Raw genomic sequence first — 22,198 nt, forward strand, 5'->3', positions numbered from 1 at the left:
CTCTTTCTAATTTACGAAATCCGGACCTGTTTGGTTGCCTCAGTACTTAATCTGGCAGTTGTTGCAGAAATAGGTGCGTCTTTTGGATTTGCCCAGTGTCTTTTTCTGAAGGGGGAGCTGGCAACGGGGACATTCACTTTTCTCATAGGCCTGCCAGTGACGGGACAAGGTGCCTGCTTTTTTCTGTTTGAGGAAGGTTCTGGCATAGCTGCGTACCCCGGCTACGATCTGCCTTATAACAGCAACGGGAATGTCTGCCGCGTGGCTAAGGGGGTGTACTTTCTTTCGGAAGAGCACCTCATTTTTGATAATGTTGCCGGAGCCGGATACAATCTGCTGGTCCATCAGGCAGTCGCAGATAAGCGTATTTTTCTTTTCCCTGATCTTTTTTACAGCAGCCCTGGGATTCCAGGAGGTACTGAGAATGTCAACGGACCAATCATAGTGGTCATCGAGGGGACCTTCCAGTAGTTCAAGACTGGTGAGGTAAAATGCAATCGTGCCACTACTGAAATTGAGCACCATTTTGGCGCGCCGCTTTCCTTCGGGGTCGATGGCATAGGATCCGAAAAGCATAAAGTGAACGCGGAGCGTAATGTCGCCGAACTGCAGCAACAGCTGTTTCCCCCAGGAATGGAGGGCAGAGAGTTTTCTGCCAACCAGTTTCTTTCTGCCAATGCCGGCATAGCCGCCCATCGCTTCAAGCGTTTTTCCCCTGAAGACGGATAATTGTTCTTTTGCCAATACAATGGAGGGACCTTCCGGCATAGTTGGCAATTATAAAATACCGGACCAGGCTGGATAAAAAAAGCCGCCCCGGATGGAGCGGCTCTACTCAAAATAATGCTTTGTTTATTCAGATTCCAGGCGGAAGGTGATCGGCTGCTTTTTGTAGCTTTTTACCTGGCGACCGTTCTGAACGGCTGGCGTCCACTTACCGGACTTCTTGATAACCCGTACCGCTTCATCATGCAGTTCTTTGGGACCACTTACTGCTTCCACATCACTCACATTTCCTTCTTTGTCCACAATAAACTGTACTACTACGGTACCCTGAATTTCCTGGTCAATCGCTTCCTGGGGATAACGAAGGCTCTTGTTCAGGTAGCGTTGCCAGGCACTGGCGCCGCCGGGATATTCAGACTCGATTTCCACCTTGGTAAAGGTTTTGTCCCAGTCTTCTTCCACTTTTTTAGGGGCTTCCACCACACCTTTACCTTCATCAGAGGCCGGAGGAGCAACGATGCCTTCATCTTTCAGACCTTCCTGGTTAATGGTACCGATTTTGGTGTCTTCCAGTTTCTCTACTTCAGGCGGCTTCTCGTCTTCTTTTACTTCCTCATCCTTTACGATTTTGGGAGGGGTGAACTTGGCCATTTCCACCTTCGGAGGCTCGGGCTTTGGAGGCGGGGGTGGAGGAGGCGGTTCAGGCTGTTCCTGCTTTTTAATGTCTTCCAGCTGCACGTCATTAACGACCATCTCCACATTCTTCCTGTTTTTCCCGAGATTGTTCGCCAGAAGGCTGCCCAGGAAAACCAAGAGGAGGATCGCTGCCGTGGCGATCAGTGCCGTTGTCATGCGCTTGTTGTAGGTCTTGCGCAGGTCGTAGGCACCGTAGGCTTTGTTACGGCCATCAAAAATGATGTCCAGTACGTCAGCCGATAGTATTTTGTTCGTTTCCATTGTCCTGGTTTTAGAATAAGATGCGTATGCTGTCAATTTTCCATAACTGCTCGCTTACTGAGCAGCGGGTGCACCACCCTGGGATACTGCAATCAATTGATCTTCAACAGGAGAAATATCTACCAGTGCATATCTTTTGATTACGTTGATGCTCATCTCATCCAACATGTTCACTACGTTTTTGTACGTACTTTCCTTATTGGGTTTGATCACCACAACCAGGTCTTCAGCCTTGGTGGTCTTTTTCTTGTTGATGATCACATCACGGATCTCCTTAAAGTTAGTGCTTTTAAAGTTGGAACCATCTGGTGCCAGCTCCCCTTCGTAATAGAATACGTTATCGTTTTTCGCCAACAGGATAGTCAGTGCACCGGAAGCTTTCGCCTTGTTCTGCTCTTCGGGCTTTTCTGTGTCCTTAGGCAGGAACAGACGGAGCGCCGTTGGCTGACTCATCGTGGTGGTAAAAATGAAGAACGTAATCAGCAGAAAGCCCAGGTCCACCATCGGGGTGAGATCCACCCTGGTAGACAGCTTCTTACCTTTTTTAACGCCGGGTCCTTTCTTATGTCCGCCACCCGACGAGGTATCCATTTCTGCCATGATATAATTTTTTTCGTGTTTACAATTATTCTTCCACTTTCTGTCCTGCCGCCCGGTTCAGGTTGTCCCTGTAAAGATCAGTACCAACAGGAACCCCGGACGGGTTGGTGATCATACCGAATTTCATCAGGTCATTTTTCTTGAAGGCGTCAGTTACCCCTTTGAAAGTCGGGTATTTGGAAGCGTTGTCTCCTTTGAGAAGAAGATTCATTTTTGTTCCCTGGAAGGCTGTAGCAACGGCTCGCATCCAGTCAACCATTTCGTTATTGGCGGTATCAGTTACCGGGATTCCGGGAGAACTGATCTTCGGCCAGTTGTCGATCGGTTGCTGCAGGTAGGATTTCAGCTGACTGAACGGAACACCTACGAACGGACCTTTCGCGAAATTTTTCATTTCTGCGTCGGTAAGGCCCAGGTTACGGAGGCTGTTCACCGTTTCGATCACTTCCTGCTTGGGTGCATCGTCAGAGAAAGAAAGGAAAACCTTTCCATCTTTATCGATGGTTACCATGGCCATATCCTTCTGTTCTGCAACCTTGTTGGCTACGGAACTCGGGGTAACAACTGCCAGTGTTTCGGATGGCTTGAACTTTGTTGTCAGGATGAAAAACGACAACAGGAGAAAAGCCACGTCACACATCGCGGTCATATCGATCGTCGTACTCTTGCGAGGGACTTTTACTTTTGGCATGACTTATTATTAATCTGTTTCAATTTAGATTCCAAACCTGCATTTTTCCATAAACCATGGAGAAATGCGCCCTGAATTACTTGTACAGGGAAGCGAAGCTTTGGGTCAGGGTGAAACCGGATTCGTCGATACCGTAGGTAATGCCGTCAATTTTTGTGGTAAATACGTTATACATGATGATCGCTACAGCTGAAGTACCGATACCGAGGGCGGTATTGTACAGGGCTTCAGAGATACCTTTTGACAGTTCGCGGGCAGCATCACCACCACCTTCGTCACCAAGTTTGGAGAAGGAACGGATCATTCCCATTACCGTACCCAACAGACCGAGGAGGGTTGCTACTGAGGCGATGGTTGACAGGAATACCAGGTTCTTTTCCAGCATGGGAAGCTCAAGTGAGGTAGCTTCTTCCACTTCTTTCTGAATGGACAGCACTTTCTGCTCAGTATCCAGTTCAGTGTCGGTGATCATTTCTTTGTACTTGCGCAGACCGGCTTTCATCACATTACCTACAGAACCTTTCTGCTTATCGCACTCAGCGAGGGCAGCGTCAACATTCTTGTTGGCAAGGTGATACTGAACTTTGCGGATGAACTCGTCATTATTGCCGGTTCCTGCTGCCTTGGAGATGGTGAGGAAACGCTCAATTACGAAAGTCAATACGATAAGGAAACATGCAATCAAAACAGGAACGATGATACCACCGTCATACATTTTGTTGAAAGCTCCTTTGGGCCCCTGATGACTAGGCCAGAAACCACCATTAGGATCGGGAGCTGTAAATCCACTGTCCGCACCGGCACCGAACCTCCAGATCAAATACCCTGCAATCAAGCAAATAAGGGGAGCGATCCAGGAAATAGCATTACTTCTTTTTTTCGCCTGAACAGAAGTTGCTGCCTTGGCCGTTGCAGTAGGTTTAGTCTCTGCCATAATCGTTTGTTTTTAGTTTTTGGTAAACAGGTAAATTATCTTGAATAGACCCAAAGTGTTTTGGGGACACAAGTCTAAATAAAAAACAAATAAAAAGTATCAAATTGACACAATAAATATCCGAATACGCTACAAATTAAAAAAATCTGTCCGACCATCCCCGGAAACCCGCGTTAACACCTGATATCCCGGGTTTTGTCCTTTTCCTCACGGTATTATAATTAGCGTCAATACTTTTGTTATTTTCACCCTTTTTCCGTCGCAAATGCCAATAAATATGTATAAAATTCCCGTGGGTTTGCTGTTATTTTTATGTTTATCCGTAACCGCACAGCAAAAGCCCGGCAACTCCACCAATCCGCCGGCAGCCGCTACCCCACCCGCTGCACTCCCAAAGTCCGGCCCCAAGCCTTATAAAGAGGTCATCACGGCCAAAGCCATAACAGATGACGGACTGTTTAAAGTGCATAAAGTAGAAGAGAAATATTTTTTTGAGATCGCAGACAGCCTCCTGAACCGGGATATCCTGGTGGTGAACCGCCTGGCCAGATCGGCCGCCGGTATGCGTAATTTCTTTTTTGGTTATGCCGGTGATATCATTGGCGACAATGTGATCCGGTTCGAAAAAGGACCGAATAATAAGGTCTATATCCGCACCATCTCGTTTGATGAAATGGCCCCGGATTCCACCCTGCCGATGTACCGGGCGGTGATGAATTCCAATATCCAGTCCATTTCACAGGCATTCGACCTCGCTTCACTGGGTAAGGATTCCAGTGGCATTGTGATCGATGTCACCAGCTGGATCAACAGTGATAATGATATCCTGAACTTCGACCCCGCTGCCAAACGCCTTTTCAAAGTAGGCTCGGTTCAGTCGGACAAGTCTTATATCGATGAGATCCGTTCTTTTCCTTTCAATACAGAAATCCGTACGGTAAAGACCTACTCCAAAACTGCTGGTACCGGGGTGGTGAGTCCGCTCGCTGCACCGCCCAGCGGATCATTTACCATTGAAATCAACAGCTCCATGCTGCTGCTTCCCGCCAAACCGATGAAAGCACGTTATTTTGACGAGCGTGTCGGTTACTTCACCCGGGAATATGTAGATTTCGATAAGAATCCCCAGGGTGTGGAGAATGTGAAAATGGTCACCCGCTGGAAACTCGAACCGAAGCCGGAAGATGTTGAAAAATATAAGAAGGGCGAGCTGGTGGAACCGGCCAAACCGATCGTATTCTATATCGACCCCGCTACCCCGAAAAAATGGATTCCTTACCTGATCCAGGGAGTTAACGACTGGCAGGTGGCTTTTGAAAAGGCAGGCTTCAAAAATGCCATTATGGCCAAAGAGGCGCCAACCAACGACCCGGACTGGAGCATCGATGATGCGCGATATTCCGCGATCGTGTACAAACCCTCCGACATTCCCAACGCCAGTGGCCCCCACGTGCATGACCCCCGCAGCGGCGAGATCCTCGAATCGCATATCAACTGGTACCACAACGTGATGGAGCTTCTCCGGAACTGGTACTTTGTTCAGGCGTCTCCCAATGATCCTGCAGCACGGACCACCCAATTCAATGATTCCCTGATGGGACAGCTCATCCGGTTTGTTTCCTCCCACGAGGTAGGCCATACGCTTGGCCTGCGCCATAACTTCGGCTCCTCCTCTACTGTACCGGTGGAAAAACTCCGTGACAAGAAATGGGTGGAAGCCAACGGTCATACTCCTTCTATAATGGACTATGCGCGCTTCAACTATGTCGCCCAGCCCGAGGATAATATTTCGGAGATCGGGTTGTTTCCCCGAATCGGTGACTATGACAAATGGGCGATCGAGTGGGGGTACCGCTGGATGCCGGAGGCAGCTACCGCCGAGGCTGAAATCCCTGCGCTCAATAAACTCACTATCGAGAAACTGAAAGACAAACGGCTGTGGTTTGGTACAGAAACCAATCCCGATGATCCCCGGTCACAGAACGAGGACCTCGGCGATAACGCAATGAAGGCCAGCGGTTATGGCATTAAGAACCTGCAGCGAATCGTCCCCAACCTGATGACCTGGAGCCGCGAAGCCAATAAAGACTATCAATCCCTGAGCACCTATTACAATGAAGTTGTCACACAGTTCCAGCGCTATATCGGACATGTGTGTAAAAACGTAGGAGGTATCATGGAAACCCCAAAAACGGTTGAACAGCCTGGCGCTGTGTACGAGTTTGTTTCCCGGGAACGCCAGAAAGAAGCGGTCGATTTTATCGGCAGGCAGGTTTTCAACACTCCCGGCTGGCTGGTGGATGAGCAGATCCTGTCCAGGATCGGCAGTAACGGCCCGGCTGTTATCAGCCGTCTGCAGGACATGGCGCTGGGCAGGCTGATGAGTCCCGCTACCTATACCAAGTTGCTCAATGCAGAAGCTGCGAATGGCGCCAAAGCCTATACAATGACCGAGTTGCTCAACGATCTCCGTCACCAGATATTTGCAGAAATACCTGCCCGCAGGCCGATTGATATCTATCGCCGGAACCTGCAGAAGAATATGGTGGAAAGATTACTGGTGGTGATCAGACCTTCCGCCGGTACGCCCCCTTCGGCCTTTGGTGGCATCACCATCAGCTTCGGGCCTACCATTTCAAGAAACAGCGATATGATCTCGATTGCCAAGGGTGTTTTGCGAAGCATGCTGACGGAACTCCGTTCAGCCGGCAGCCAATATGGTGACCCGACGACGCGGTATCATTTGCAGGACCTTGTAGACAGGATCGACGACGCGGTAAACCCCAAATAAATCATCAGAAAAGGCCGGCAAATTGCCGGCCTTTTCTGATAAAAACCTTACTCCCCTTCCCGCGCTGAATTGCTTTCTTTCGGTTTTGCCAGCTGCAGTTGTTTAATGACTTCCGGATCACCCCCCTGCTGACAACGCACCTGCAACAGTTCCTTTCCATCAGTCAGCTGCACAAAATAAATACTGCCTTCGCGGCTGCTTACCTCTTCCACCCAGGTTAAGGTATGGTCGAGCCACGCTCTCCTGATGACATCCCGAACTTCCTTTGGTAAAAGGGAAGGCGGATAGACCAGCGTACTGTAATACCAGTTCCCTTTCCTGCTGTAGCGGGCAATGATCTTTTTTCCGTCCCGCCAGCCGTAGGCGAGAAAGCTGTCCTCAGTTTTAAACCAGCTGACTTCATCAGGATTTCCGAAACGCCGGGTAAAATCCCTCACAGCAACGACGTTTACCTGATTGCCGCGAACGCGGTCCAGCATTGCCAGTTTTGCAAGGTCCTGGCTGAATGCTGAAGTCGCAAAGAAAAAAAGAAGTGACAGCATGCAAATGTGCTTTTTCATACAATAAGTTTTAATGGTTACCCTATTGGTTTCAATTGTTGCATGAAGTTAATCCCGAAGAAAAGCGGCATGCTGATATTCCAACAGATGACTTCAGGCAGCCTGCAGAAATACCAGTGAAGGCAACCAACAGCAAGGCACAATCCGGAATTACCATTCGTCACCGTTAACCTGTAATCTGTCGACTAATGCTCAGGATACTTTGACCCGTGAAGGGAACTGTCTACCTTTAAGAAAAAAGCGCAATGGGCCTCAAACAACTGCTATTCGCCCAGGGCAAAAAGCCGAGCCTGAAACGGCACCTGCTTTTCTGGATGGTCATCACCACCTACTACTATTGCCAGAGCATTTCCCCGAACTGCACAAAGGGACTACCCTCAGCAGAGGTGTTCCGATACGCCGGAGTCAGCGTCCTCTGCTTTCTCCCGGCCTGTGTTATTGGAGTGTTCGTGTTTCTCAGGTGGCTGAAGCCGCTGCTGACGCAAAAGAAATACCTGTTGTTCGGATCAGGTTGCCTTTCCACTGCAATCATGTTGCAGCTATTGAATTATTTTACTGCTGTTGAGTTCTTCCGCATGAGTTGTCATTGTGACACAGGAACCATCATATTCGAACGGAAATTTGCAATGGCATTTATCAATACGCAGCTGGCCATCTTCCTTGGCGTACTCGCACTTGCCCTGCACCTGCTGGTTAAGCAACACCAGGTTCAAATCAACAACCTGGCACTTGCCACTGCAACCACAGCCAAAAAAACAGACCTCGCTAAAGCAGCGCTTTATCCTGCCTATCTGATGGATTCACTGGAAAGTATTCAAAAAGCTTTACTGCGGAAAGAAGAGGAGGCCGGCATTGCCATCCTTACCCTGTCTGAAAAGCTGAGCAACCGCTTGTATGGCTCCGGTGTGCTGATGCCTGAAGAACACGAAGGAACCAATCTCATTGAACTGGAGAAAAGACTCGATCATGACTTTGCATGAACTGATATTTTCCAGAAACAAAGGTCTGGTCATCCGACGGCATTGCATCTTCTGGACAGGGAGGCTCATTTTCCTCATATATAACTATTATCTGGTTCTCTATCTTCAGAACGATACGCTGCCGTCGGACGCGCTCACAGCATCTTTTACTGGTGCTGCAATACAGCTTGCCGGTGAACTCCCCTTTACCTATGGCATTCTTTACCTGATATTTTCCGTCAAAACAATCAATGTCTGGGTAAAAACAATGCTGATCACCATCATTACGATCGGCGCTGCACTGTTGAGTTTTGTATTGACAGGAGGCGATAGCCACCGCCCCGAAAACCAGTCAGCACTATTGTATTACTGGCCGGCGGTATGGGGTTATGTCGGCTATGGTGCACCGGTAGTTACGGCTATCTTCGCCATGTTCCGTTTATTGAAACAATATGCCGCCACCAAAATATCACAGGCTTCGCTGCTGCATGAAAATCAAAAGGCAGAGCTGGAATTACTCAAAGCACAACTGCAACCGCATTTTCTTTTTAATACGCTGAACACTATCTATGCCACTTCGCTGGAGGAACCAGCGCATGCGGCAGGAATGGTATCAAACCTGAAAAGCAGTTTCCGTTACCTGCTGCAGCAATCCCGTCAGCCTTCGGTGCAACTGGATGATGAACTGGATATGCTGCGGCATTACGAGCAACTTGAACTGTCGAGGTTCGGTCACCGGTTACAGCTTGATCATGCAGTGTCAGGAGATACAGGTTCCTGCCAGATCGCACCGTTATTGCTGCTTCCTTTGGTCGAAAACAGTTTCAAGCATAGTGTGGCAGATACCAGGGGAAATGCCTGGATCAGGGTCATGTGCAATATCAATAACGGGATTATGGAATTCAGCGTGAGAAATTCCTGCCAGCCGGAACGTTCCTTCAGGATCAGGAAAGGAATCGGCCTGAGCAACCTTCGCAGAAGGCTGGAACTATTGTATCCCGGAAAGTTTTTACTCATTACCGAAAGAAGCAATCATCAATTTTTTGTTCGCCTGCAACTTCATCTGATACCAAATGCCAGCAATCCGATGCATCGCCATTGACGACGAACCACCTGCACTGATCGTGATGGAAAAATATATCAGGTCGGTACCCGCCCTTTCCCTGCAGGGGGTGTTTACTGATGCCCTTGAGTCTTTGCCGATGATCAATCAGCAGCAGGTTGACCTTATCTTCATGGATATCCAGATGCCCCAATTGCTGGGTACTGATTTCCTCCGCTCCTTACCGGTTATACCAAAAGTCATTTTCACTACTGCTCACCGGCAATTTGCACTGGAAGGATTCGACCTGGATGCCGTTGACTTTCTACTGAAACCAATACCATTTCCCCGCTTTCTGAAAGCAGTCAATAAAGTAACCAGTTTGCAAGCTGCGGCAGAGTCCACTCCAGAGCAGGAGCCTGCCAGCCTGTTACTCCGAAAAGACCGTAAAATGATTAAAGTAATGCTGCAGGATATCCTTTATATCGAAAGCATCCGCGACTATATCAAGGTGGTCACACTCACCGGTACGATCATCAGCAAACAGGCGATCTCTGCGCTGGATCAACAGTTGAGCCAGGCAGGTTTTCTTCGTATTCACCGGTCATTCCTGGTTTCGGTTTCCAAGGTAAAAGCCTTTACCAGTGAATTGGTGGAGATCGGACAAACAGAATTACCCATCAGCAGAATGTACCGGGGGGCTGTGGAAAAAAGGCTTAGAGCGGTATAGCGCATTACTCGGTACGAATACTCTTCACGGGGTTCATTAATGCTGCTTTGACTGACTGAAAACTTACCGTGACCAACGTGATCATGAGCACAGCAAGTGCTGATAACAGGAATATCCACCACGGAAGCGCAGTGCGGTATTCATAGTTGGTCAGCCAAAGATTCATACTCCACCAGCTTAAGGGTATAGCCACAAGAAATGAAATCATTATCAGCCGGAGAAAATCAGATGACAACAACGACCAGATGCGGAAAACAGGTGCCCCCAGTATCTTTCGCAATCCGATCTCTTTCCTGCGTTGCTCAGCTACAAAGGCTGTAAGTCCGAATAAACCGAGGCAGGAAATAAATATGGCCAGGCCGGTAAATACCGCAGCAAGATTGCCAACACGCTTTTCCGCACTGAATTTTCGCGCATAGGCATCGTCGAGGAATTCATATACAAACGGGCTACCGGGATTGAATTTGCGGAAGACCTTACCGATTGCTTCCAGCGATGTGTGAAGCGGCCTGTCGTGTTTCAATCTTATCGTAATAAATCCTCTCCAGCCATCTCCCAGGAATACAGCCGGCTCGATCGGGCTGAACGGGGAGTTCGTCACCATATCATCTGCTACACCAACAACAGTATACTCTTTACCGGAAAACTTCATGATCTCTCCTACCGGATTCCCCATACCGATAACCTTTACTGCCGCCGCATTCAGGATAAGCGAATTGGTATCAGTGGTGAATTCACGTCCGAAATCGCGCCCCTGCAATATCTTCCACCCTATTGTTTTTCCGAAATCGGCACTGACATTTACATTGCGGAAAAACTGCGATTCCTGGTCAGGCCGCTTGCCGCGCCAGTATAGTTCATTGTTGTTCTGAAATGCTGTGAGGCGCATGGATGCGCTCGCTACATTTTCAACAAGACCTTGTTGCAATAATTCCTGCCGGAGCACTTCATAATTCCTGCCTAATTCGGGGGTATTGATGCTTACATTGACTAATCCTTCGCGATGAAATCCCGGAGTACGGTTCATTCCATGCTGGATCTGCCGGAAGACAACAATAGTTCCGACAATGAGCACCATTGAAACAGTGAATTGCAACACGACCATGACCTGGCGCGGGAGTGATGCATTTTTTCCGGTCCGGAATGTGCCCTTCAGCACTTTGACAGGATCAAAACCCGACAGGTAAAATGCGGGATATGAACCAGCCAGTAATCCTGTCAGCAGGACAAATCCGATACTCAGTATCCAGAATACAGGATTCGTCCAGGGTATCACCATTGTCTTGTCGGCCAGGTAATTGAAATAGGGTAAACTAAGCATGACAATCGCCAGGCAGAGGAGGAAGGCAGCTGCAGCGATCAGGACCGACTCAGCAAGAAACTGAATGACCAGTTGCAGCCGCATGGAACCAATTGTCTTTCTGATACCGACTTCACGGGCTCTTTTTTCACTTCGCGCAGTTGACATGTTCATGAAATTGATGCAGGCGAGAAACAACACAAAAATGCCGATAGCCGCAAACAGCCACACATAGTAAATACGCCCTCCGCTGGCCTTGCCATTTTCAAACTCACTGTACAGGTAAAATTTGTCAAGCGGGTATACTGAGGCTTCTTCTTTCCAACCGGTGATATGAGGTGTAGGCAGGTTTTTTATTCTGGCGGTTGCCTGTTCTGCGGTAACCGAAGTTGCCAGTTCAGCATAGAGGCGGCCGTTGTGGTCATTCCAGTCGGTATTGCCGCTGTGGTAACTGTTTTTCAGGTTGTACCAAGGCATCACGATTTTTACACCTGCAAATGTATTGTTGGCCGGAAGGTCCTCGTATATACCGCCTATCTTAAGATCAAATTCGTTGTCCATGCGGACAGTTTTACCAACAGGATCCTCCTCTCCGAAAATTGCTGCGGCCAGCGATGAAGAAATGATAGCAGTAGAAGGATCATTCAATACAGCTGCACTTCCCATGGTCATGCGGAATGGAAGCATCTCCGGCAATTCACTTTGCGCCCAGATTGCGGCCGCATAAAATTTCTTATCGCCACTGATGACCAGGTGATCTGAACCATCGCAGGTAAGGGCTGTACGGGTGAAGAGATCCTTAAAGTCATTTCTGAAACTTGTTCCCATTGCCATGGATACTACATCACCGGTGTAGGACTCACCGTTGGAAGACTGGGTGACCATGCCTTTTACGATGCGCTTATGATTGGTGAAATAGTGATCGTACCCGATTTCGTCAGTCAGCCAGAGCCCGATCAGAAGAGAAATAGCCATTCCGAGGGCAAGCCCGCAGATATTGATAATGGCAAAAGTCCTTTTACGCTGGATATTGCGCAGGGCGATCTTGATGAAATTGTACAGCATGCAGGTAATGCCTCAAAAGGGAAGCCAAAGGCAAATGGCCTGGTAATCAATATTTAATGCAGGATTCGGCTGTCCGCTATTGATACAATGAAGAGAAATGCTGTCCAGAAGTGTACAGATCTTACTCGTAACGCAGCGCTTCGATTGGATTAAGCCGCGAGGCTTTATAGGCAGGATAGGACCCGGCAAGCAGCCCGACAACGGAGCAGATCAGTACACCGAAAATCACCCATCCCCAGGGTACTACAAAACCGGTACTCATCAGCATACTAACTATATTTCCCAGGAGAATTCCCAATACAATTCCGATGATTGCACCATACAGACTGATCAGGAGGGCCTCGAAAAGAAACTGCCAGCGTACATTGCGCTGCTTACCACCCAGTGCCTTAACCAGTCCCACCTCTTTTGTCCTTTCCGTAACTGCAACCAGCATGATATTCATCAGGCCGATAGCTGCACCGATAAGGGTGATGATGCCGATCACCACTGCAGCACCGGTTATCCAGCCAATCTGACGCATGGCCATTTCTGCAAAAGCATCACTTTTATCAATCAGGAAATTGTTCTCCTCCTTGATCTCGTTCTTGCGGATCACGCGAAAAATACCTTCTGCTTCCCCGATCGCTGTTTCAATATTCACAATGGAGGTTGCCTTGACGCCGATTTGAAAAGAGGCGGCTGCCGTGCCTGAAAAGAACCTTCTGACGGAGTTGTAGGAAGTGATGATCACATTGTCAAGGCTTCTCCCGAAAGTCGACCCACGCGACGCTAAAACCCCAATAACGCGGAATGAAATATTGTTGACCCGGATCACCTTTTCAAGTGGGGCTTCGGGGCTGCCACTAAACAGCTTGTCGGCCACATCCTTGCCGATAAGGCAAACGTTGCGGCCTGAACTTACATCGAGTTCATTGAGGTTTCGGCCAGACAGGATCGTATAGTTATTCAGGTCCAGATAGTTCTCATCACCACCATTGATCCAGACTGTCGGGTTGGTTTTCTTGTTGCCGTAAGCTGCCGCATTGTTGTTTCCGCCACCGAGGGAGAGGGCAACTTTTGCCGGGTATTTATAACGTTCCTTGAATGCTTCGGCCTGCTCGCGGGTGATTGGCTTGTTGGTGTTGGACTTTTTGATTTTTTTCGCGCCTTTGGATTCTTTCTTCAGCTCCCCGCGATCGAAACGGAATGCGGAACGGTACCGTATGGTAAAGCCATTCGCGCCCATGCTGGAAAAGCTCTCCATGAACTTCTGGGAAATTGCCTGGATGGCTGTATTGATCCCGATCAGGGCGCCAATACCCAGCGCGATAATCGCAACCGTGATGCCGGTGCGCAACTTATTGGACCGGATCGTGCGGTAAGCCAGCGAGAGCGTGTCGCGGGTATTCATAGCATGAATGTAAGCATTTTACCCAACGGAGCCGGTCAGAAATAGAGGTATTGTAGTACCAGGTTGGGAAATATGCCCAACAAGATAACCAAGGCTGCCATACCTACCAAAGTCCAGCGGAAGCCGGCATTGACGGGTTCCATTTCTGCCTGGCCGGTTTTGAAATACATCGCCTGGATCACCCGGAAATAATAGTACACACTGATCACTGCACAAAGAATGGCAAAGAAAACGAGCCACAGGTTGCCGCCGTTTTTTACAGCAGCAGCCAGCATATAATATTTACTGAAGAATCCCAGGGTCAGGGGAATGCCCGCAAGTGAAAGCAAAAATATTGTGGTAGTTGCTGCAAGTACCGGTTGTGTTCTTGCCAGTCCGTTGAATCCTTCAAAGGTGTAATCCTTCATGCGGATCAGTACGGCGAAGATACCAACGGTAGCAAGGCTGTATCCCAGTGAATAGAGGATCAATCCTTCTTTGGAAAGATCATTATAGCTGTACAATGCAAAAAGCATGAACCCGGCCTGGGCAATGGAAGAATAAGCCAGCATCCGTTTCACACTCTGCTGGAAGATGGCAGTAACATTTCCGATAAAGAGTGTTGCCGCGGTGATTACGGAAAGTACAAGTTTCCAGTTTTGTCCTGATGCAGGGAAAGCGGTATCGAACAGCCGGATGAACCCGATGAACACTGCCGCTTTTACCATGGTAGCCATAAAAGCAGTGAACACTGTGGGTGCACCATCATACACATCAGGTGTCCAGAAGTGAAAAGGCGCCGCAGATACTTTGAATGCCATGCTGATCAGCAGTAGTAACAGGCCCGAAATATACCAGGCATTTCTGCCGGGGTTAACGGTTTCCGTCAATCCCGAAAGCGCAAATGTTCCTTTTGCACCGTACATCAGGGTGATGCCCATCAGCATGATGCCGGTGGAAAAGGAACCCATCAGGAAATATTTCAGTGCTGCTTCATTGCTTTTCAGGTTGCGCTTGTCGCTTCCGGTAAGGATGTAGAGCGGAATGGAAATGATCTCGATGCCGAGGAACAACATCAGCAGGTTATCGTAAGATGATACGATCGCCACACCGGCCAGGATGAAGAACAGGAGCGCAAAGTATTCCGCTGCATTGATACCCACACTTTCAATATCGCGGGCGCTCAGCAGGAAATAAAGCAGTGTAACAAAATAGGCGATACTGTTGAATAACAATCCATAGCTGGAGAAATGCAGCATACCGCTGGTGTTCACATGGAAAAGCACCCAGCCGGACTGTTCAGCAATATTGCCGGCAAGTAACAGCGCACACAACACAATGGCCAGGCTCCTGATGGTGGCCTTGTTGCTGGTGAGGATACTGCTGAACATCATCAGCACACCAAATATGGCAGAAAGAATGATACCGTTCATACTATTTTAAATTCATCCTGTTCAGGATCTGCTGCGACAGCTCCTCAGTTAACGATAATATCGGTTTTGGATAAATGCCCACGACCAGTATGGCTACCACAATGATGGCCAGCGTGATCTGTACATTCAGTGAAATATCTGTGGCATTTGCCGTCAGGGCATTGGTTTCTCCGTAGAATACGCGCTGGATCATCCGCAGGGTATATACTGCACCCAGTATGATGGTCAATCCACCGGCAACGGCATAGGCGATTCCGAACTTGGTAGCCGTGGAACCCAGAACACCATTGAACATCATGAATTCGCCGATAAAGGCATTGGTCAGCGGCATCGCGATATTGGCCAGCGCAACGATGACAAGCAGCAGGGTCAATGCCGGAGCTTTCTGCGCAATTCCTCCCAGGTCGCTGATCTTCCTTGTACCAAATTGTTGTTCAATGGCATTTACCACCAGCCACATGCCCAGGATGTTGATTCCGTGACTGAACATCTGTATCATCACTCCCTGGATACCACTGAAACTGGGAGCAAAAACAGCCAGAATCATCAGGCCGATGTGGGCAATAGAGGAATAGGCAACCAGGCGTTTCAGGTCATCTTGTTGTAACGCAACAAATGATGCGTACAACATACCAATCACCGCCAGCGTGGCAACGTTGTCGCCGTACTGGTAGGTTGCAGCTGGTACAACAGGAGCCAGCCAGCGCAACAGGCCAAACACGCCCATCTTCGCCATTACCCCACTAAGCACCGCCGTAACGGGCGTTGGCGATTGTTCATAGGTGTCGGGTTGCCAGGTATGGAAAGGCCAGAGAGGCATTTTAATTGCAAATGCGAGCAGCAATAACAGGAAAATACCAAACTCCTCGTTCGCACTCATCTTGAGTTTCAGAAAGTCTGAATAGGCGAAGGATTGTCCTGCCTTGTTGTACAGGATGATCATTCCGATCAGCATGAACAGCGAACCCAGGAAAGTATACACAAAGAATTTGATGGTAACCGGAATTCTCCTTTCGCCGCCCCACCGGGAGCTCAGGAAATAAAGCGGTATCAGGGCGAGTTCCCAGAAAAAATAAAAGAGCAATGCATCCATGGAGAGAAACACCCCCAGGAGACCTGCCTGTGATAACAGCAGCAGGCCGTAAAAGCGGTTGCTGTCTTCATAGGAATTATTCCAGGTACCGTAGATAATCAGCGGGAAACTGATCACCGTCAGCAGGCAGAGCAGTTTGCTCATCCCGTCGAGGGCAAAATGGAAGCGGCTGTTCAATGCACCTAACCAACTGTGGTCATACACGAGGTAGTGCGGGCTGTCCCAAACCGATACCGCAGCCAGCATCAGGGCGAAGGAGACCAGGGTAGAAAAGAACGCCAGGTTTTTGGAAGCTGATTCCGACCTGACGAAGAACAGGCCCAGGCCTGTTATCAGCGGAATCATTATCAATAGAACTGGTACCATTATTTGAGTTGCTAACTTTTGGGGTTATTATTTTTTCAGGAAAAACTGGAGCACGAACAGGATAATGATACCGATCACCATCAGCAACACATAGCTGCCCACCTGTCCGCTCTGCAACAGCCGGACCTGCCGGCTGGCATACTGAACACTCCTTCCCACGCCGTTCACCAACATATCGATGCCATATTTCTCCACCTTTTCCAGCAATTTTCCAAATGCGTTAACGGGTTTGGTCACTACAGCTTCATACAACTCGTCAACATACCATTTGTTTTCAAGCACTTTTCCGAGGCCGGTTGCATCTTCCGTTGTTTTCTGATATTTCGCAAACCTGCTCCAGGCCATTGAGATCACTACAATTACCAGGGCAGTAACACCACCCATCATCAGCCATTCCGTTGCATGTGGTATTTCATGTGGATGCTGCAGTGCTGCTGACTTTTCAAATATGGGTGCCAGGAATTTTTCCAGCCAGTGTGCGTGTTCCGCAAACAGTGCCGGAATTCCGAGGAAACCACCTACAGCACTAAGAATGGCCAGAATTACCAGCGGGATCGTCATGGCAGCCGGAGATTCATGAAGGTGATGTTCCTGCTCATGGGTGCCGCGGAACTGCCCGCGGAAGGTCATGGCATACAGGCGGAACATGTAAAATGCCGTCATCAGGGCACCAGCAACACCCAGCACATACCACACGGGGTTTTTCGCGAATGCCGCCGCAAGAATCTCATCTTTCGAGAAGAAACCTGATAATGGAGGGATCCCTGCGATCGCGAGGCACCCGATAAGGAATGTCCAGTGGGTGGTGGGTAATTTCTTGCTAAGACCACCCATGTTGCGGATGTCCTGCTCATGATGCATCGCGTGGATCACAGAGCCGGCCCCGAGGAAGAGCAGCGCCTTGAAGAAGGCGTGCGTCATCACGTGGAAGACAGCACCGGTGAATGCACCCGCACCCAGTCCGATGAACATATAACCCAACTGGCTGACAGTTGAATACGCCAGTACTTTTTTAATATCATTCTGTTTCAACGCGATGGTTGCGGCCAGGAGCGCTGTAGCTGTTCCGATCACCAGTACAACGGTCTGAGCAGTCGGGGCCAGCGTATATAACAGGTTGCTGCGTGCGATCATGTAGATACCGGCCGTCACCATCGTTGCCGCGTGGATAAGGGCTGATACCGGTGTGGGACCTGCCATCGCATCCGGTAGCCAGGTGTACAGGGGGATTTGCGCACTTTTACCGGTAGCGCCGATGAACAACAGCAACGCGATAATGTTCAGGTCTTTTGCAGGCAGTGTGCTGATCTTATCAAAAACATCCACATAAGTTACGGTACCCAGTTTGGCGATCAGCCAGAAAATAGCCAGCAGGAAGCCAAGGTCACCAATCCGGTTCATGATAAAGGCTTTCTTTGCCGCACTGCTGTATTCCACATTGCGGAACCAGTATCCGATCAGGAGGTAAGAACAGAGACCAACGCCTTCCCAGCCGATAAACATGATCACAAAATTGGAGCCCAGTACGAGCAGCAGCATGGAAAACACGAACAGGTTCAGATAGGAAAAGTAGCGTGCATAATGCAGGCTGCTTTCCTCGTGCATGTAGGCGGTAGAATATAAATGGATCAGGAACCCGATACCGGTAATGATCAGGAGGAAGAGGCTCGACAGCGCATCCACCTGGAACGCGAAAGGAATGCTTGTTTTTCCAAAGGAGATAAAATCAAACAGCACAACCGTTCCTGAATGACCGCTTTTCACTTCCATGAACAACAACACACTCACGACAAAGGAAGCGAGGATCGTTCCGGAGCCGATCACAGCAGTCAGCGGCTTTGATAAACTGTTTCGCAATAATCCGTTCAGCAGAAAACCCACCAGCGGGAAAAAAGGTACCAGCCAAACGTAATCCATAATATTCTTCATGTTAGTTTTTCAGTCTGTTCAGGAAATTGACATCCACCGAATGGACATTGCGGTACATCATCACGATAATGGCGAGTCCCACTGTTACTTCTGCTGCAGCCACCACCATGATGAAAAAAACGAACAATTGCGCGTCAGCGCCGTTATTAACAGCGCCAGGCACTTTGGCCAGCATGTCTGCCAGATGCATTTTACTGAATGCTACCAGCAGCAGGTTAACCGAATTCAGCATTAGTTCGATGCACATAAAAATAATGATCGCGTTCCTGCGCGTCAGTACGCCGATCACTCCTATGGAGAAGAGCGCCAGGGCAAGAAATATGTATAGGTTAATAGGCATCTTATCTGATTATTCTTTTTTACCCAGCACCACGGCACCGACCATTGCACTCAGGAACAATATGGAACTGATTTCAAAGGGAACAACATAGTCTCTGAAAAGGGTCTTGCCAAGATTTTCGATCAGGCCGGAATCGCCTGCATTGACGAGGGCATAGGTGCTTTTGCTGTCAACGTCGCGCAGCGCTGCTACCAGTACCAGCAACAGGCAGCCTCCGGCAATGGTGCCGGCAAACTTCAACCACTTCTGCCGGGAAGGTTCTGATTCGCTGTTCAGGTTCATCAGCATCAGTACAAACAGGAACAGCACCATGATGGCTCCTGCATAAACGATGAGATTGACGATAAACAGGAATTGCGCATTCAGCAGCAGGTAATGGCCGGAAATGGCGAAAAAAGTAAGGATCAGCGAGAGGACACTGTACACCGGATTCCGGCTGACGATCACCATCAGGGCACTGCCGATGGCCAGGACTGTCAGAAACCAGAATAATATTGTCGTAATGTTCATGTTAGTTTTTTTTCGCCCTTTCGCCTTTAGCTTTCTGGTACAGTTCGGGTTCCTTAACCGGATCCGGGATCAGCAGATCGGGTTTCCCGTATATAAAGCTTTGGCGGGTAAAGTTGGAAGGTGTGAAGGTTTCGCTGAGGTAGATGGCATCTTTCGGACAGGCCTCTTCACAGAGTCCGCAGAAGATACAACGCAGCATGTTGATCTCATACCGGGCGGCATATTTCTCTTCGCGGTACAGGTTCTCCTCTCCTTCTTTCCGTTCAGCTGCTTCCATGGTGATGGCTTCTGCCGGGCAGGCTACAGCACACAAACCACAGGCAGTGCAGCGTTCGCGGCCTTCTTCATCGCGGTTGAGCACATGCAATCCGCGAAACACAGGGCTGAATGGGCGCGTTTCTTCAGGATAATTAATCGTGGGTTTCTTCATGAAGAAATGCTTCAGGGTGGTACCCATCCCCTTGGCGATCACCGGCAGGTACATCTTCTCCCACACCGTCATTGGCCGGCGGTCAACTGCTTTGGATCTATTGGTAAGTGCTTCCATAATCGGCGCGTAAAATTATTTCTATTGTCCTTTCTCTCCAACTTTAACCATGCGGCCTATGCGTGCCTGTACAACTGCCAGGCGGCGGTGACCAGCATGTTCAGCAGGGCAAGGGGAATCATGCCTTTCCAGCCAAGATTCATCAACTGATCGTAGCGGAAACGCGGGATCGTCCACCTTACCCACATGAAGAAAAATATGAAAAGAAAGATTTTTCCAAAAAGTGCTGCTATCTGCAAGGCAGCCACCGCATTTACTCCCCAGGAATTCACAAGATTTGCATCATTCACAAAAGGAATATCATATCCGCCAAAATACAGTGTTGCCATCAGCGCACTGCTGATGAACATGTTGATGTATTCAGCAAACAGGTAAAAGCCAAGTTTCATAGAGCTGTACTCCTGGTGGTAACCGAAGTTCAGTTCATTCTCCGCTTCCGGCAGGTCAAACGGTGTACGGTTGGTCTCCGCGAAAGCACACACAAGGAAGATCAGGAAGCCGAGCGGTTGTTTAAAGAAATACCACCAGCCGGTACTTTGCTGTTCTACGATCGTCCGGAGACTCAGGGATCCTGTCAGCATCAGCAGCGCAATGATCGCAAGGCCCATTGCCAGCTCATAGGAGATCATCTGAGAGGCACCACGCAATGCAGCGAGCAATGAAAATTTGTTGTTGGAAGCCCAGCCACCAATCATGATACCATAAACGCCCATACTCACTACACCGAATATATAAAGGATGCCGATGTTGATGTCGGCGATCTGCAGGCTTACCACCTTTTCACCAATATGAATTTCCTTGCCCCATGGGATCACCGCACTGGTCATCATGGCAGTCATCATCGCCAGTCCGGGTCCGAGAACAAAAAGAAATTTATTGGATGCATTCGGTATGATCTCCTCTTTCATAAAAAGCTTCAGACCATCGGCGAGCGGCTGCAATAAACCACCCCAACCTGCCCGTGTGGGGCCGATCCTGTCTTGCATGTAGGCAGCCACCTTTCTTTCCATCCAGGTAGAGTACATTGCGGCTACCAGCGATATCGCGATCACCGCGCTGATGAGCACTGCTTTTTCAAGGAGAAAAGTGAGGTCTATGGAAAGAAGCATCATAAAAGAAAATTCAAAAGTCAGTATTCAAAAGTCATTGGTTAAAATCGTCGCTGTGTGCCGGTCCTTCGATCTCGCTGAGTTTGATCTCCGGGCGGTTTACTTCACTCACATCGTGGATATCCATGATCAGTTTCGGCGGACGGCCACCCATTACTTCCGGAAGTGTGTCTTTCGGTGTCACCAGTTTTTCATAGTGGCCCTGTGAGATAACTGAATGCCGGTCAATGTGAGAGGGGCCTTCGATCACCCAGTCACGTGCTTCTTTCTTCTCAAAGCGGCATTCGTTGCAGATCCAGCCAGGTTTGCCGTCAGTAGTGTCTTTCACTTCACCCCACTCGTCTTTACGCGCAGTAACGCGGTACACTTCTTCACCCCGCATCCAGAGCTGCACCTCACCGGAACATTTCGGACAATCGCGGTGTGCGTCCATGGGCTTGGTAAACCATACCCTGTTCTTGAACCGGAAGGTCTTATCAGTCAGCGCTCCAACGGGGCAAACATCGATCACGTTACCGATGAAATCGTTATGCAATGACTTTTCGATAAAAGTGGCGATCTCGGAGTGGTCACCACGATCGAGTACGCCATGCTCTCTTTTGTTGGTTAACTGGTCGGCTGTAAACACGCAACGGTAGCAGAGAATGCAACGCGTCATGTGCAGCTGGATGTATTCACCCAGGTCATGCTTCTTGAAAGTACGGCGGTTGAACTCATACCGGGTGCCTTCCTTGCCATGTTCATAGCTGAGGTCCTGCAGGTGACATTCCCCGGCCTGGTCACAGACGGGGCAGTCCAGCGGATGGTTCAGCAGCAGGAATTCCACCACGCCATTGCGGGCATCGATTACCCTTTCACTGGTGATGTTCTTCACGATCATGCCATCCATCACCGTTGTACGGCAGCTGGCGACAAGTTTAGGCATAGGCCGCGGATCAGCAGTTGAACCTGCTGCCACTTCCACGAGGCAGGTGCGGCATTTACCACCACTGCCTTTCAGCTTGCTGTAGTAACACATGGCCGGGGGAGCCACTTCGCCTCCGATCAGACGCGCGGCATTCAGAATGGTTGTTCCCGGCTCGACATCCACGGTGATGTTGTCGATAGTTACCTTAAATAATTTTTTCTCCTCAGCCATATAATT

Annotated in this window: 20 protein-coding genes; 4 read left to right on the forward strand and 16 right to left on the reverse strand. The window is 49.1% G+C overall.

What is annotated here, in order from left to right; genetic code table 11:
• Positions 1-39: 39 nt before the first annotated feature.
• The 5 genes from FPE01S_RS02475 to FPE01S_RS02495 form a co-directional block, all read right to left on the reverse strand.
• Positions 40-768 carry a DNA-formamidopyrimidine glycosylase family protein gene (locus tag FPE01S_RS02475; protein WP_046367328.1) on the reverse strand — a complete coding sequence of 243 codons (729 nt, stop codon included), beginning with the start codon at positions 766-768 and terminating at the stop codon, positions 40-42.
• 84 nt (positions 769-852) lie between these two features.
• Positions 853-1,683 carry an energy transducer TonB gene (locus FPE01S_RS02480; protein WP_046367329.1) on the reverse strand — a complete coding sequence of 277 codons (831 nt, stop codon included), beginning with the start codon at positions 1,681-1,683 and terminating at the stop codon, positions 853-855.
• 54 nt (positions 1,684-1,737) lie between these two features.
• Entirely contained in the window at positions 1,738-2,283 is a 546-nt protein-coding gene (locus tag FPE01S_RS02485) for an ExbD/TolR family protein (protein WP_046367330.1), read from the reverse strand.
• Positions 2,284-2,308: 25 nt separating this feature from the next.
• Positions 2,309-2,974 carry an ExbD/TolR family protein gene (locus FPE01S_RS02490; protein ID WP_046367331.1) on the reverse strand — a complete coding sequence of 222 codons (666 nt, stop codon included), beginning with the start codon at positions 2,972-2,974 and terminating at the stop codon, positions 2,309-2,311.
• 76 nt (positions 2,975-3,050) lie between these two features.
• Complete coding sequence (locus tag FPE01S_RS02495) at positions 3,051-3,908, reverse strand: MotA/TolQ/ExbB proton channel family protein (RefSeq protein WP_046367332.1); 858 nt, start codon at positions 3,906-3,908, stop codon at positions 3,051-3,053.
• Between the two features lie 277 nt (positions 3,909-4,185).
• Between FPE01S_RS02495 and FPE01S_RS02500 the strand changes: the two genes are divergently transcribed.
• Complete coding sequence (locus FPE01S_RS02500; protein WP_046367333.1) at positions 4,186-6,699, forward strand: zinc-dependent metalloprotease; 2,514 nt, start codon at positions 4,186-4,188, stop codon at positions 6,697-6,699.
• Between the two features lie 47 nt (positions 6,700-6,746).
• Here FPE01S_RS02500 and FPE01S_RS02505 read toward each other — a convergent pair whose 3' ends face one another.
• Positions 6,747-7,259: a hypothetical protein gene (locus tag FPE01S_RS02505; protein ID WP_157473873.1), complete on the reverse strand. Its 513-nt coding sequence runs from the start codon at positions 7,257-7,259 to the stop codon at positions 6,747-6,749.
• 245 nt (positions 7,260-7,504) lie between these two features.
• On the opposite strand from FPE01S_RS02505, the gene FPE01S_RS02510 reads away from it, so the two are divergent.
• From FPE01S_RS02510 to FPE01S_RS02520, 3 genes are read left to right on the forward strand one after another with little or no spacing between them, the layout of a single operon-like run.
• Positions 7,505-8,239 carry a hypothetical protein gene (locus FPE01S_RS02510; RefSeq protein WP_046367335.1) on the forward strand — a complete coding sequence of 245 codons (735 nt, stop codon included), beginning with the start codon at positions 7,505-7,507 and terminating at the stop codon, positions 8,237-8,239.
• Positions 8,226-9,320: a sensor histidine kinase gene (locus FPE01S_RS24575; RefSeq protein ID WP_052955459.1), complete on the forward strand. Its 1,095-nt coding sequence runs from the start codon at positions 8,226-8,228 to the stop codon at positions 9,318-9,320. Before FPE01S_RS02510 ends, FPE01S_RS24575 begins: the two co-directional genes overlap by 14 nt.
• Positions 9,292-9,990: a LytR/AlgR family response regulator transcription factor gene (locus FPE01S_RS02520; RefSeq protein ID WP_046367336.1), complete on the forward strand. Its 699-nt coding sequence runs from the start codon at positions 9,292-9,294 to the stop codon at positions 9,988-9,990. Before FPE01S_RS24575 ends, FPE01S_RS02520 begins: the two co-directional genes overlap by 29 nt.
• A 4-nt stretch (positions 9,991-9,994) precedes the next feature.
• Here the strand turns inward: FPE01S_RS02520 and FPE01S_RS02525 are convergent, their stop codons facing one another.
• The 10 genes from FPE01S_RS02525 to FPE01S_RS02570 form a co-directional block, all read right to left on the reverse strand.
• Positions 9,995-12,355 (reverse strand): ABC transporter permease, encoded by a 2,361-nt coding sequence (locus tag FPE01S_RS02525; RefSeq protein ID WP_046367337.1) that lies wholly within the window; start codon positions 12,353-12,355, stop codon positions 9,995-9,997.
• A 121-nt stretch (positions 12,356-12,476) separates the two neighbouring features.
• On the reverse strand, positions 12,477-13,748 hold the full coding sequence (locus tag FPE01S_RS02530; protein ID WP_046367338.1) for an ABC transporter permease: 1,272 nt from the start codon (positions 13,746-13,748) through the stop codon (positions 12,477-12,479).
• A 35-nt stretch (positions 13,749-13,783) separates the two neighbouring features.
• Positions 13,784-15,160 (reverse strand): NADH-quinone oxidoreductase subunit N, encoded by a 1,377-nt coding sequence (locus FPE01S_RS02535; protein WP_046367339.1) that lies wholly within the window; start codon positions 15,158-15,160, stop codon positions 13,784-13,786.
• A gap of 1 nt (position 15,161) precedes the next feature.
• On the reverse strand, positions 15,162-16,598 hold the full coding sequence (locus FPE01S_RS02540) for a complex I subunit 4 family protein (protein ID WP_245623926.1): 1,437 nt from the start codon (positions 16,596-16,598) through the stop codon (positions 15,162-15,164).
• Positions 16,599-16,646: 48 nt separating this feature from the next.
• Positions 16,647-18,548 carry an NADH-quinone oxidoreductase subunit L gene (nuoL, locus tag FPE01S_RS02545; RefSeq protein ID WP_174446975.1) on the reverse strand — a complete coding sequence of 634 codons (1,902 nt, stop codon included), beginning with the start codon at positions 18,546-18,548 and terminating at the stop codon, positions 16,647-16,649.
• A gap of 1 nt (position 18,549) precedes the next feature.
• Positions 18,550-18,888, reverse strand: coding sequence for an NADH-quinone oxidoreductase subunit NuoK (gene nuoK / locus FPE01S_RS02550; protein WP_046367341.1), 339 nt, complete (start codon positions 18,886-18,888; stop codon positions 18,550-18,552).
• Between the two features lie 9 nt (positions 18,889-18,897).
• Positions 18,898-19,398 carry an NADH-quinone oxidoreductase subunit J family protein gene (locus FPE01S_RS02555; RefSeq protein ID WP_046367342.1) on the reverse strand — a complete coding sequence of 167 codons (501 nt, stop codon included), beginning with the start codon at positions 19,396-19,398 and terminating at the stop codon, positions 18,898-18,900.
• Between the two features lies 1 nt (position 19,399).
• Positions 19,400-19,945, reverse strand: coding sequence for an NADH-quinone oxidoreductase subunit NuoI (nuoI, locus tag FPE01S_RS02560; protein ID WP_046367343.1), 546 nt, complete (start codon positions 19,943-19,945; stop codon positions 19,400-19,402).
• A 56-nt stretch (positions 19,946-20,001) separates the two neighbouring features.
• Positions 20,002-21,057 carry an NADH-quinone oxidoreductase subunit NuoH gene (nuoH, locus tag FPE01S_RS02565; RefSeq protein ID WP_083990115.1) on the reverse strand — a complete coding sequence of 352 codons (1,056 nt, stop codon included), beginning with the start codon at positions 21,055-21,057 and terminating at the stop codon, positions 20,002-20,004.
• Positions 21,058-21,088: 31 nt separating this feature from the next.
• The gene (locus FPE01S_RS02570) at positions 21,089-22,192 is read right to left on the reverse strand and encodes an NADH-quinone oxidoreductase subunit G (protein ID WP_046367344.1); all 1,104 of its coding nucleotides are present in this window, start codon (positions 22,190-22,192) and stop codon (positions 21,089-21,091) included.
• Positions 22,193-22,198: the final 6 nt, after the last annotated feature.

The organism is Flavihumibacter petaseus NBRC 106054, assembly GCF_000974785.1.
GTDB lineage: Bacteria > Bacteroidota > Bacteroidia > Chitinophagales > Chitinophagaceae > Flavihumibacter > Flavihumibacter petaseus.